General features: G+C 62.9%; 11 protein-coding genes. 7 read left to right on the top strand and 4 right to left on the bottom strand.

Annotated elements, in window-relative coordinates; translation table 11 throughout:
- Window positions 1-100: 100 nt before the first annotated feature.
- The 7 genes from ECTHA_RS0105510 to ECTHA_RS0105480 all read left to right on the top strand — a co-directional run bounded on the left by ECTHA_RS0105510 (window position 101) and on the right by ECTHA_RS0105480 (window position 9,470).
- Entirely contained in the window at window positions 101-577 is a 477-nt protein-coding gene (locus ECTHA_RS0105510; protein WP_025282817.1) for a hypothetical protein, read from the top strand.
- Between the two features lie 84 nt (window positions 578-661).
- A complete protein-coding gene (locus ECTHA_RS0105505; protein ID WP_025282816.1) occupies window positions 662-3,094 on the top strand; it encodes a protein kinase domain-containing protein in 2,433 nt (810 codons plus the stop codon).
- A gap of 42 nt (window positions 3,095-3,136) precedes the next feature.
- Window positions 3,137-4,231 carry a type IV pilus twitching motility protein PilT gene (locus tag ECTHA_RS0105500; RefSeq protein WP_025282815.1) on the top strand — a complete coding sequence of 365 codons (1,095 nt, stop codon included), beginning with the start codon at window positions 3,137-3,139 and terminating at the stop codon, window positions 4,229-4,231.
- A 3-nt stretch (window positions 4,232-4,234) separates the two neighbouring features.
- Window positions 4,235-5,293 carry a type IV pilus twitching motility protein PilT gene (locus ECTHA_RS0105495; protein ID WP_025282814.1) on the top strand — a complete coding sequence of 353 codons (1,059 nt, stop codon included), beginning with the start codon at window positions 4,235-4,237 and terminating at the stop codon, window positions 5,291-5,293.
- 31 nt (window positions 5,294-5,324) lie between these two features.
- Window positions 5,325-8,231, top strand: coding sequence for a bifunctional [glutamate--ammonia ligase]-adenylyl-L-tyrosine phosphorylase/[glutamate--ammonia-ligase] adenylyltransferase (glnE, locus tag ECTHA_RS0105490; protein WP_025282813.1), 2,907 nt, complete (start codon window positions 5,325-5,327; stop codon window positions 8,229-8,231).
- Between the two features lie 74 nt (window positions 8,232-8,305).
- On the top strand, window positions 8,306-9,229 hold the full coding sequence (locus tag ECTHA_RS0105485) for a branched-chain amino acid transaminase (RefSeq protein ID WP_025280436.1): 924 nt from the start codon (window positions 8,306-8,308) through the stop codon (window positions 9,227-9,229).
- A 22-nt stretch (window positions 9,230-9,251) separates the two neighbouring features.
- On the top strand, window positions 9,252-9,470 hold the full coding sequence (locus tag ECTHA_RS0105480) for a zinc-finger domain-containing protein (protein ID WP_025280437.1): 219 nt from the start codon (window positions 9,252-9,254) through the stop codon (window positions 9,468-9,470).
- A 34-nt stretch (window positions 9,471-9,504) separates the two neighbouring features.
- Here the strand turns inward: ECTHA_RS0105480 and ECTHA_RS0105475 are convergent, their stop codons facing one another.
- From ECTHA_RS0105475 to ECTHA_RS0105460, 4 genes are all read right to left on the bottom strand, one after another.
- A complete protein-coding gene (locus ECTHA_RS0105475; RefSeq protein ID WP_025280438.1) occupies window positions 9,505-10,170 on the bottom strand; it encodes a sulfotransferase family 2 domain-containing protein in 666 nt (221 codons plus the stop codon).
- Between the two features lie 87 nt (window positions 10,171-10,257).
- Window positions 10,258-11,373 (bottom strand): glycosyltransferase, encoded by a 1,116-nt coding sequence (locus tag ECTHA_RS0105470; protein WP_025280439.1) that lies wholly within the window; start codon window positions 11,371-11,373, stop codon window positions 10,258-10,260.
- Window positions 11,370-12,119 (bottom strand): sulfotransferase family 2 domain-containing protein, encoded by a 750-nt coding sequence (locus ECTHA_RS0105465; RefSeq protein ID WP_025280440.1) that lies wholly within the window; start codon window positions 12,117-12,119, stop codon window positions 11,370-11,372. The genes ECTHA_RS0105470 and ECTHA_RS0105465 overlap by 4 nt, the downstream gene beginning before the upstream one ends.
- Complete coding sequence (locus ECTHA_RS0105460) at window positions 12,116-12,502, bottom strand: hypothetical protein (protein ID WP_025280441.1); 387 nt, start codon at window positions 12,500-12,502, stop codon at window positions 12,116-12,118. Before ECTHA_RS0105460 ends, ECTHA_RS0105465 begins: the two co-directional genes overlap by 4 nt.
- Window positions 12,503-12,747: the final 245 nt, after the last annotated feature.

Below are 12,747 nucleotides of genomic sequence, written 5' to 3'. Positions count from 1 at the left end.
TCAACAAGATCCGCATGGCGGTCTTCGTCAGCGCAGGATGTTTGCGGCATACTGTCCCGTCATCCGTCGATGATCGCCAGATCCTCCATAGGGGGCACCCGTGGACAAAGAAGCGCTGAAGATTCCCAAGAAGCTCAAACCGGTCAAGGTCTGGGTGCATCCTGATGGCCTGGTCGTGGGCTCCCTGTTCGTGCATCTGCAGAGTGCGCAGCATGCGGGCGAGGAGACGCCGGCGGAGATTCTCAACGGGGCCGAGCCGTTCTTTGTGATCCAGTGCGGCGAGGAGGAGACGCGGTTCTACAACAAGCACTCGGTGGTGCGGGTGGAGCACGAAGTGGATGCTCCCGGGCCCGATGAGCGCGGCGTCTGCCTGGGCGCGCGGCTGCATCTCATGGACGGCTCGAACCTGACAGGCACCATCCGGGAGTTGCTGGATCCGCAAAACGCCCGCCTCTACGACTACATCAATATCCACGATCAACGCTTTGTGCGCCTGTTCCTGTCGGACACGGAAGTCACGCTGGTGAACAAGGCCTACATCGTGCGTGTCTCGCCCGATGATGGCCCCCGGGACTGAGCGTCTGTGTGCCCCGCGGCGTCCCGGCAGACGGGGTGATGCCATCCTTCGCCTGCCCGCCGGGGGCTTTGCGGGGAGCTGCCCATGAGCGTGTTCAGCGATTTTCGTGCCGAACGCCAGATCCAGCGCCTGTTGGAGGCAGCGGATCTGGACGAAGCGGAAGCGCAAAAGCGCCTGAACAAGCTGAGGTCCCTGGGGGAAGCCGGCGTGCGGCGCCTGCTGCATGGGCTGGCCGATGCGTCGGGTGACGGTCTGCCCCGGACCATGGAGCTGTTGCGGCGGCTGGTGAACGATACGACCCTGCCGGTGTTCCTGCGGGCGCTGGCCGACATCAACCAGACCCGGGTGGACCGGGTTGCCCAGGTGCTTGAGGGCGCCAGTGGTTTCGACCCCAGCCCCCTGGCCCGTGCCTTTCGGGACCCCACTGTGTCCAAGTCGGCCCTGGTGCGGGTGCTGCATGCCCACCGGCACCGGCTCAATGCCAGCCTGCTGTTGCGCGAGGCGTATGACTTGCAGCCGGTGGACCGCAATGCGCTGTTCCGTGTGGTGGACGAGGTGGCTGACGAATCGGTGCTGCCCGACCTGGTAAGCCGTGCCTCCGGGAAGGATCCCGTGATCCGGCGGATGGTGGTCAAGGTGCTGCGCCGCTTTGATACCCCTCAGGTGCGCGCCGTCCTGCAGGAACGGCTCAACGACGAGGACAAGGGGGTGCGTGGCGCCGCCCTGGAGGCGCTGATGGCCATGGGCGCGGTGGACATGGAGGCCGGCTCCCTGTGCACCTTGCTGCATGATCCTGACATCAACGTGCAGCACAAGGCCATCGACGCCATCATCCAGCTCGACGACCCCCACATCATGCGTCACTTGTTGCCGGTGCTGCAGGACGAGTCGGAGTATGTACGCCGGGCCGCCGTGGAGGTGCTCAACGGTGTGGGTAACGCCAGCAACATCAAGGAACTGCTGGTCTCCATCAAGGATGAGGACTGGTGGGTGCGCGCCCGTTCCGCCGACGCCCTGGCGCAGATCGGTGGGCCCCGGGTGGTGCGGGCCGTGGTGGAGCTGATCCGTGATGAGGATGAATTCGTGCGCCGCTCGGCGGTGGAGATCCTCAACTCCACTCGTGATGAGACGGCCCTGACCTATCTCATCGATGCCCTTGAGGACTCGGACTGGTGGGTGCGGGAGCGCGCCGTGGATGCCCTGGGGAGTATCGGCAATGCCTCGGCGGTGCCGGCCTTGCTGAAGATGCTGGATCGGGACGCCGATGCGGCCCCCGTGGTGGTGCGTAACCTGGCCCGTCTGCAGGATGACCGGGCCGTGGAACCCTTGATGCGGCATCTGGCAGGCAACGATCGTTCGGTGCGCCTGGAAGCGGTGAATGCCTTGGTGGAACTGGCCGATGCCCGCACGGCTCCCGAAGTTCTCAGGGCCATCCAGCAACACACGGCGGATGCCGACGAGGAGTTGCAGGACATGGCGCGGGATGCCAGTGCCCGGCTGGAGGCCAGGTTTGCCATTTCTTCGCTTGGGCAGGGGGGCTCCGGTCAGGCCCTGCCTGAAGCCACTTCCATGCTGGATAGCGATACAGGGCAGATCGCCCTGACCCTGGGCGGGGCGGACGAGACCGCTGCAGGCACCCGTCGCTTCAGTGCCCACGGCGCCGGTCTGAACCTGGAGGCCCTCAGGCCGGGGGAAATGCTGGGCGAGCGCTACCGCTTCATCCGCCGCGTGGGCAAAGGGGCCTTTGGCACCGTGCTGCTCATGGACGATGTGATGATCTCCGAGACCATCATTCTCAAGGTGATGAATCCGCAGCTGGCCACCGATGACGAGATGATCAAGCGCTTCGTTCAAGAGCTGCGCCTGTCCCGCAAGATCACCCATGAGAACGTGATACGCATCTACGATTTCCTGACGGTGCAGGGGGTGCTGGCCATCTCCATGGAGTATTTCCCGTCATCCACCCTGGGTGTGGTCCTCAAGCAGGAGCGCCCCATGCCCCAGGACAGGGCCGTGGGGTTTGCCGCCTGCATTGCATCCGGCATCGGTGCTGCCCACGAGGTGGGCGTCATCCATCGGGATCTCAAGCCGGGCAATGTGCTCATCAACAACCGGGAACAGGTCAAGATCGTGGATTTCGGCATTGCCTCGGTGACCGGTTCGGCGGATACCCGCCTCACCCGCACCGGTATCCTCATCGGCACCCCCAAGTACATGGCCCCGGAGCAGGTGACCGGTCGCAAGATCACCCACAGTGCCGACATTTATGCCTTGGGAGTGATGCTTTACGAGATGATCACCGGTCAGGTGCCCTACAGCGGCGAGGACCAGATGGCCATCATGTATCAGCATGTGCAGGGTCAGGCGACACCGCCCCATGAGGTGAACCCCGGAATCGACCGTGAGCTCAGCGCCATCGTCATGTCGATGATGGCGGTAAACCCTGAGGATCGCTTCCCCACCATGCAGGATGTGCGCAAGACTCTGTTAGAGTTCCAGCAAGAGCGGCGGGCCTGATGGCCTGCGCGGCTGGATTGGCTGACTGAACGAGACCTCGCCATGCCCAGAATCGACGCCTTTCTCAAGCTGGCCCGGGAACAGGGGTGTTCCGATCTGCACCTGGCCGTGGGGGTGCCCCCCATGCTGCGCATGAACGGCGAGCTGATGCCCATCCGGTTTCGCGACCTGGGTGATCGGGAACTGGAGGCCTATGTGATGGAGATCCTCACCCCGGCTCAGAAGGAGCGGTTTCGAGACGGTGACGACCTGGATTTTTCCTATGTGAACGACGAGGTGGGCCGGTTCCGGGCCAACCTGTTCCGCAAGGCCACCGGGGTGGGGGCCACCTTCCGGCACATCCCGGCCCAGGTGCCTTCCCTGGAAAGCCTGGGCCTGCCGCCGGTGGTGACCCGGATGGTGGATCATCACCAGGGCATGGTGCTGGTGACGGGCTCCACGGGTACCGGCAAGTCCACCACCCTGGCGGCCATCATCGACTACATCAACACCCGGCGTGCGGTGAACATCATCAGTCTGGAAGATCCGGTGGAGTTCGTGCACCGCTGCAAGCGGGCCCAGGTGATCCAGCGGGAGGTGGGTACCCACGTGCCCAGTTATGCCAAGGGCTTACGGGCGGCCCTGCGCCAGGACCCGGACGTGATCCTGGTGGGGGAGCTCAGGGATGTGGATTCCATCATCATGTCCATGGTGGCCGCCGAGACGGGCCACCTGGTGCTGGGCACCTTGCACACCACTTCGGCGGTCAAGACCATCGACCGCATCCTGGATGCCCTGCCACTGGAGCAGCGCGAGCAGGGCAAGACCTTCCTTTCCCAGAACCTGCATGGCGTGGTCACGCAGAACCTGGTCAAGTCAGCCGACGGTCGGGGGCGGCGGGCCATTGTGGAGTGCCTGGTCATGAACCGGGCCATTGCACGCATGGTCATGTCCGACAAGGTGCATCAGATCCCGTCGCAAATGCAGACGGGCCGGGATCAGGGCATGCAGCTCCTGGATCAGGCCTTGCTGGAGGCCATACAGCGCAATGAAGTGGACCCCGACGATGCCTACCAGTACGCCACCGACAAGCAGGCCTTCCAGCGGTTCGTCACCGACTCCAGCCTGTTACCCCGGATCAACCTGGCGGGAGGGTGAGTGATGCATCAGGTGGATGGTTATCTGCGGGAGCTGATGGCGCGGGGTGGCTCGGACCTGCACCTGATCGGCGGGGACCCGCCGCGTGTGCGCATCAACGGTGAGTTGGAAAATCTGTCCGAGGAGGCCCTCACCTCCCAGGCGGTGAATGACCTCACGGCTGAGATCCTGCCCAATGCGGCGCGCCAGACCTTCGAGCGGGAGGATGGCGCGGATTTCGCCTATGCCATTGAGGATCTGGCACGTTTTCGTGTGAACCTCTCCCGCCATCTCAACGGCCTGGCGGTGGTCTTTCGTGCCATCCCCGCCCGGGCCCTGTCCCTGGACGAGCTGAAGATGCCGCCGGTGATCGCCAGCCTGGGGATGCAGCGCCACGGCCTGATCCTGGTGACCGGCAAGACGGGTTCGGGAAAGTCCACCACCCTGGCAGCCCTGGTGAATGACATCAACGAGCGCCGTCGTGGTCATATCATCACCATTGAAGACCCCATCGAGTTCATCCATGAGCGCAAGCGCTGTCTGATCAGCCAGCGTCAGCTGGGCCTGCACACACCCAGCTTTGCCGCCGCCCTGCGCTCGGCACTGCGCGAGGACCCCGACGCCATTCTGGTGGGGGAAATGCGTGATCTGGAGACCATTTCCCTGGCAGTGACGGCAGCCGAGACGGGCATCCTCGTGCTGGGCACCCTGCACACCAACGGGGCCGCCGCCACTGTGGACAGGGTCATCAATGCCTTTCCGGCCATGAAGCAGGCGCAGATCCGCACCATGCTCTCCACCTCGCTCAGGGGGGTGATCTCCCAGCAGCTGGTGCGGCGGGCCGATGGCGGTGGCCGAGTGGCTGCGGTGGAAATCCTGGTCAATACGCCCGCCGTGGCCAATCTGGTGCGCGAGGGCAAGACTGACCAGTTGCCCGGCACCATGCAGTCCGGTGCGTTGGTGGGCATGCAGACCATGGATACCGCCCTGCGGCGATTGGTGGATTCAGGCCAGGCCACCCCCGAGGAGGCCCGGCATCATGCGATCAACAAGTCCGACTTTGGCGGCAGTGCTCCGCCTTGAAACCCAAACCCCACGCTCTCGAGTTGCCCTGATGACCCTGCCCGCCCCCGAAGATCTGCCATTGGATGCCGTGCCCAAGGCGGCCCGCGCGAGTGTGAGCCATCTCGCTGACGACTTCCTCAAGGCCTGCGAGCGTGAGGGGCTGTCCCTGGATGCCTGGCCGGCGTTCACGGGGACCATCTGGTATTACAGTGACTTCGTCGCCCGGGCCTGCGTGCGCCGGCCGGCCTTGTTGGTGGACCTGGTGACCTCCGGTGACCTGGAGAGGGTGTATGAAGACGGTGAGATGACCCGTCACGTGGCGGATGCCCTGCAGGATGCCGCCGACGAGCCGGCCCTGATGCGTGCCCTGCGCCGGGTGCGCAATCGGGAGATGGTGCGCATTGCCTGGCGTGACCTGGCGGGCCTTTCCGACCTGAATGAGGCCCTGGAGGATCTGACCTGCCTGGCCGAGCATCTGATCGACGAGGCCCTCACCTGGCAGCATCGGGAACTGGCACGCCGGCACGGCGAGCCCCGGGATGCCCAGGGCCATGCCCAGCGGCTGGTGGTGCTGGGCATGGGCAAGCTGGGGGGGCGTGAGCTGAACTTCTCCTCGGATATCGACCTGATCTTCGCCTACCCCCAGCCGGGGCAAACCGATGGGGAGCGCTGCCTGGAGAACCAGCAGTTCTTCATTCGCCTGGGCCAGCGCCTGATCAAGGTGCTCAACGAGAAGACCGCCGATGGTTTTGTCTTTCGCGTGGACATGCGCCTGCGGCCCTTTGGCGATGCCGGCCCCCTGGTGATGAGTTTTGACGCCCTGGAGGACTATTACGAGAGCCATGGCCGTGAATGGGAGCGCTATGCCCTGATCAAGGCCCGGGCCGTGGCTGGAGATCGGGAGAGCGCCGAGCAATTGCATACCCTGCTCAGGCCCTTCGTCTACCGCCGCTATCTTGATTACGGGGCCTTCGCGTCGCTGCGGGATATGAAGGCCATGATCAACCGCGAGGCGGCGCGCAAGGGCAAGGAGCGGGACGTGAAGCTGGGCGAGGGAGGCATCCGCGAGGTGGAGTTCGTAGGGCAGGCCTTCCAGCTCATCCGTGCCGGCCGTGACCCCTCGCTGCAGTTGCGCGGTATTCGCCCGGTGCTGGATCAGCTGGCTCGCCAGGAGGTCATGCCGGAATACGCCGTGGAGCAACTCAAGGAGGCCTACGCCTTTTTGCGGCGTACGGAAAATCGTTTGCAGATGGTGGCGGATCAGCAGACCCATTGTCTGCCGTCCGACAGTGCGGGTCAGCTGCGCCTTGCCCTGTCCATGGGTTTTTCCGACTGGGAGGAGTTCGAGGCTGCCCTCGGGCGCCATATGCGTCGTATCCACGGGCACTTCGAACAGGTGTTCGCCGCGCCCCAGCGCGCCGACGAGGAAGAAGAGGCCGCCGCCCAGCCCGAGGCGCAGCGTGATCTGGCGGCCCTGTGGGCCGGCAGCCTGGGGCAGGAGCGTTCCCTGAGCGTGCTCGTTGGATTGGGGCTGAAGGACCCGGAGGCGGCCCTGAACGCCGTGGAACAGTTGCGTGAAAGCAGCGCCTGCCGTTCGCTCACCTCCACCGGGCGGGAGCGTCTGGACCGCCTGATGCCCCTGATGCTGAGCGTATTGAATGGCCTGGAGGAAGTGGATGCCACCCTGATCCGGCTGGTTCGGCTGGTGCAGACCATCGCTCGGCGCTCCGTATACCTCTCCCTGCTGGTGGAAAACCCCCTGGCCCTGTCGCAGCTGGCGCGTTTGTGCGAGGCCAGCCCCTGGATCGCCGATCACCTGACGCGCTACCCCTTGTTGCTGGATGAACTGCTGGATCCCCGCAGCCTGTATGCTCCGCCGGATCGTCAGGGGTTGCGCCAGGCGTTGGAAGATGAGCTGGTGCAGGTGCCCCTGGATGACCTGGAACAGGTGATGGACCGCCTGCGCATGTTCAAGCAGGTTCAGGTGCTCAAGGTGGCAGCGGCTGACATCATGGATGTGTTGCCGGTAATGAAGGTGAGCGATCACCTCACCTGGATCGCCGAGGTGGTGCTGGAGAAGGTGCTGGCGCTGGTGCTGGAGCAGCTCATCGCCAAGCATGGCCGCCCCCGCTGCATCATGGATGGCGAGCCCTACGAGCCGGGTTTCGCCGTGGTGGGGTATGGCAAGATGGGCGGGCTGGAACTGGGCTACGGTTCCGATCTGGATATCGTCTTCCTGCACGATAGCCGGGGTGAGCAGGCCATGACCGATGGTGATCGCCCCCTGGACAATAGCGAGTTCTTTGCCCGGGTGGGGCAGCGCATCCTGCATTTTCTGGGGGTGTTCACCGGGGCCGGACGGCTCTACGAGGTGGATACGCGCCTGCGCCCCAGCGGTGCTGCCGGGCTATTGGTGATCGGCCTTGAGGCCTTTGAGGACTATCAGATGAATTCCGCCTGGACCTGGGAGCATCAGGCCCTGGTACGGGCCCGCCCGGTGGCGGGGGATGCCCGCATCGCCGAGGCCTTCCAGGCCATGCGCCAGCGCGTGATGGAGCGGGAACGCGATCCTGAAGAGCTCAAGCGCCAGGTGCGGGAGATGCGCGAGAAGATGTGGAAGGAGCACGCCAGCCGCGATCCAGCGCGCTTTGACCTGAAGAGAGACCCCGGCGGTATCGCGGATATCGAATTTATGGTGCAATATCTGGTTTTGGCGCATGCCAGAAAGTATCCGGAGTTGTCCACCTATCCGGACAATATCCGTATCCTGGAATCACTGATCGAGACCGATCTCATGTCCAGGGACGACGCCGTGTTCCTGATGGATACCTACCGGGCCTTCAGGGATCGCATCCACGAACTGACGCTTCAGGATCAGACGACACGGGTGGATGCGACCCAATGGTCCCGGGAGCGGGACCAGGTGCGCGCTTACTGGCGGCAATTGATGACCTGACCCATCGCCCCAACCGGCGATGTTCCATCCCCCGGTGGGGGACCGATGACCGAATATTCAAGAGGAAGCATTGCATGTCCATCATGGCCGATCGCGATGGTCTGATCTGGTACGACGGTGAGATGGTGCCCTGGCGCGAGGCCAAGACCCATGTGCTCACCCACACCCTGCACTATGGCATGGGGGTGTTCGAAGGCGTACGCGCCTACCTGACCGACCGCGGTCCGGCCATTTTCAGACTGGGCGACCACACCCGTCGTCTGTTCCGCTCTGCCCACATCCTGGGCATGACCATTCCCTATACACCCGACGAGCTCAATGCCGCCCAGGTGGCCGCCGTGCGCGATAACAAGCTCACCAGCGCCTACCTGCGCCCCATGTGCTTCTTCGGGGCCGAGGGCATGGGTTTGCGGGCCGATAACCTGAAAGTGCACGCCATCGTGGCTGCCTGGGAGTGGGGCGCCTACCTGGGGGATGAGAGCCTGGAGCGCGGCATCCGCGTGAAGACCTCCTCCTACAGCCGTCACCATGTGAACGTGACCATGTGCAAGGCGAAGGCCAACGGCAACTACATGAACTCCATGATGGCACTGCAGGAGGCCCAGGGTTGCGGCTGCGACGAGGCCCTGCTGCTGGATACCGAGGGCTATGTGGCCGAGGGCAGTGGCGAGAACTTCTTCATGGTGTACGACGGCGTGATCTACACCCCCGAACTCACCTCGGCCCTGGATGGCATCACCCGGCGCACCATCATCACCCTGGCCGATGAGTGCGGCATCGAGGTGCGCGAGAAGCGCATCACCCGGGACGAGGTCTATGTGGCTGACGAGGCCTTCTTCACCGGCACCGCCGCAGAAGTGACCCCCATCCGCGAACTGGATGGCCGCAGCATCGGCAATGGCAGTCGCGGGTCCATCACCGAGAAACTGCAGACGTTGTATTTTGATGTGGTCAAGGGCCGCCATCCCAAGCATGATGAGTGGCTGACCTATATCTGACGTGCCCCAGGAGTGAGACGCCATGCCCAATCCGAATACCGCACTGCATCAGGATGAGTATCAGGTGGCCAACCAGCAGACGGCCATCCGGGTGACCCGCAAGGATCTGCCCCTGCATTGCCCCATGCCGGGCACAGCGCTGTGGGCATCGCACCCGAGGGTGTTTCTGCCCATCGAAGACAGCAAGGATGGTCGGATCCTGTGCCCCTATTGCAGCACGGAGTTCACCCTGGAGGACTAGCGGTCGGTATCCCTTCGGCTTCCCCCTGCCTCTCTCAAGGGGCAGGGGCGTCGAACCGGTAACCGAACATCTCGATATCCGGTCGGTAATGGGCCTCCACGATGCGGGCAGTCTCGTCCGTGTAGTAGCGCCGGTAATCGTCCCGCCCCTCGGCCTTGCGCCGATGGGGTAGGGCAATCCGGGGAATGCCGATGCGGTCGCAGGCCGTGTCGAAATCCGCCTGCAGGCTTTCGTAGTGGCCGATGAAGTCGACGATGCATCGTCCGCTCATGTCGGTCACGTAGTCCCGTTGCAACTCCTTCGAGGTATCCAGCATGTAGTTCCACTCCCGCTCGGGATCGAACTTGAGCTTCACGAACTGCTCGAAGCTCTCCACCCCCTCCAGCACATGAGGCCGCTCCCTGCGGATATGGAAGAAGGAACTCACCTGAAGATCCCAGGGGTTGCGCACGAACACGAACTTGAAGAGGTTGTCGTAAAGCTCCGCCGGCAGCATCTCCCGGGCGGCAATGGCCTTGGCATGACGGGGGAACTTGGCACCGATCCGGTGCCCACTGATCTGATCCAGCTTGTCGGCCAGAAACAGGGGCACGCCCCAGGGCCCCCGGTAACGGTAGCGGGACAGCGCCGCCCGCACGCTGGTGCCGCCGGTCTTGGCGATGTGGACGAAGAGGAAGTTGTGCTTGAGGGAGAGAAGCATGGGGGATCAGCGGGTTTCGGCGTGGGGCAGAGTATCCGGTCCCAGGGGGTGGGTGTCTACCGGTGTCTTACCGCACATCGTTTGTGTTTATTCGGGGACGTCAAGGCCCATCACTTCCAGGTAGCGGCGGGCGCTGGTTTCGGCGTGGTATTCGCTCACCGCCGCTCGTATGTCATCGGATGGTAAGGGTGTATCCAGGGTTTCGAGTATGGCCTTCCCCAGTGCTGACACATCGCCCACGGGTACCAGCGGGCCATATCGCCCATCCTGAAGGATCTCCCGGGGGCCGCTGCGACAGTCCGTGGAAACCACTGGCACCCCAAGTGCCATGGCTTCGGTGAGGGCGTTGGGGGAGCCTTCCCAGGCGGAGGAGAGCACGAACAGATGCGACCGGCTCAGCCAGGCATAGGGATTGACTGCGAAGCCGGGCATCGACACCTTGTCCTGCATACCCATTGACCGGGTCAGGGTGGCCAGGGCCTCGCGGTCGCCGCCTTCTCCCAGAATGATCAAACGCGCAGGCCGGTGGACCTGAATATCGGCAAAGGCTCTCAGCAAGGTGGGAAAGTCCTTTTGCCGGGTCAGCCGCCCCATGCCGATGATGACCGGGTCACCCCCATCTTCCAGCCAGGGGTGTGGAGCGGGTTTGGCGGCCAGCGCCTCAAGCCCCGGCGTGATCACAGGGTTGCGTACCACGTGCACCCGGTCTTCTGGCAGGCCTGTAATCTGGCGTACGTCATCCGCAACCCCTCGGGATACTGCTACGATCCCGTCTGCCAGGGGGTAGAGTTGTCGCATGGGTCGGTAGCGTAGCCATTTGCGCAGTCCCGATCGCCCCTCGAGTGCTTCGGAAAGGGTGGTGCCCAGGCGGATGAAGACGCGGGTGTCCACGCCCGCGCGCCGTCGGGCCTTCAGTGCAGCCCTCCCGGCCCGGTCCTTGGCAGCCAGCAGGAGGGTAGGGCGGTGCTCCTGAAGATATCGGACCAGAGGGGCAACGCTCAGGGCGCTGTGCCGAGTGCCCAGGCGGACGACATTGACGTTCTCGTGCAGGTCCTGCAGGTGCCGACTTTCCTCGCGGATCAGCACAAGATCGATGCGCAGATCCATCTCCGCCAGTGCACGCACCAGATTCAGGACCATGCGTTCGACACCGCCTTCGCCGGAAAGGGAGATGAGGATAGCCAGGCTGTGGGGGGGGGTCACTTGATGTCCTTCAGCCAATCAGGGCTTTGAGAATAGTCGAAACGCTCGAAATCTTGCCGATAAACCCGGGCAATAATCCCTGCCGTGTCGCGGCTATAATAAGCCTTGAGTTTTTGATCGGCGTCGGTGCGATGTCTGCGTTGGGAGCCGGCATCTCCAAGTTTTCGTGTGCTATCGATACGACTCATGATGACTTCCAGTTCGTCATTCAGGCTTTCCATCTTCCCCACGTGCGCCATCGTGCAGATATCGCGGGGGATGAACCAGTTCTGAGGATACCAGTGAGGATCATGCTTGAACCCACCATGATCCAGGTAGTTGCAGAATTCCCCGAAGCTGATCTCGCTCTCCAGCGGTTTCTGGAGGGCACGACACGCCCTCTCCTTACGCTTGCCCTTGACGATCTTGTCAAGATATGCGGAGAGTACCCTTGTGTAGGGGTCGCGCGTGATGGTGAACAAGAAGAACTGCCGGTCCAGTGTCTTTACCTCGTGCGCTCGCAGCTTGCTCGGGCGTATGAATGACCTCTTGCCCTCATATGAGTTGTATCGTACGTCCTTTTCGCTGGTAAGGAGGCGGATTACGGTTGAATTGGCGGCTTTGGGGATGCGGAAATATATGAATCCTCTGGTTCGGTCTACCGCGATGCGCTGATCCAGTTGAGGTAGCGCGTGCAAAGGCATGTCATTGAAACGGCGGTAGAATGGGCGGGAGCGAAGGTTCAGGGCCTTGAACCAGTCAGTCATGCTGATGCCTCCAGGTTGTCTTTGCCAAGATGTCGGAGTACGCGTACCAAGGCTTTCTCCACGGGCTCTCTTGCGTTGCTTGTCTGCATGCGCCACCACTCTCTACTGATGTGATGGACTCTGACGGGTACTGATGTCAAGCCCAGCACTTGGGCCATCGCCAATCGATGTTTGCCGCTGGATATCTTGAGCAGTTCGCCAGCGGCGGAAACTGCAATGCCGAGTTCATGCGGATCGGCATCCTCTCGGTATCCGTGGGTTTGCATATCCTTCATGATGGCCAGATACCGCGACATGTAGTTGAGCAGCTTTGTCTCCGTATCGATCAGGATGTGGCGCCTGCCCTTGCGCTTAAAGGCCTTTCCGCGACGAATGTCGGCCAAAAGATCCTGGTAGGTGGCACTGGTAGTAAGATCGTCCTGGTGATTCTAGATGTCTTGGATCAACTGGTATTGGTATGATTTACGGAAATCGGTCTGCAGCCAGCCCCCCTCGTCCTTCAGGAAGAATCTTCTTCTGCGGGCTCGACTTGATTTTTCGGGTTTGCTCAGGCGCTGCCTGATGCTGTGAGGATTGATTGCAATCCTCGTGGCGCCCGGGAATGACTGGATGACTGTGGTTTGGTCCT

This window comes from Ectothiorhodospira haloalkaliphila ATCC 51935 (genome assembly GCF_000633935.1).
Classification (GTDB): Bacteria; Pseudomonadota; Gammaproteobacteria; order Ectothiorhodospirales; family Ectothiorhodospiraceae; genus Ectothiorhodospira; species Ectothiorhodospira haloalkaliphila.
This window is presented reverse-complemented; position numbering and strand designations above follow the sequence as displayed.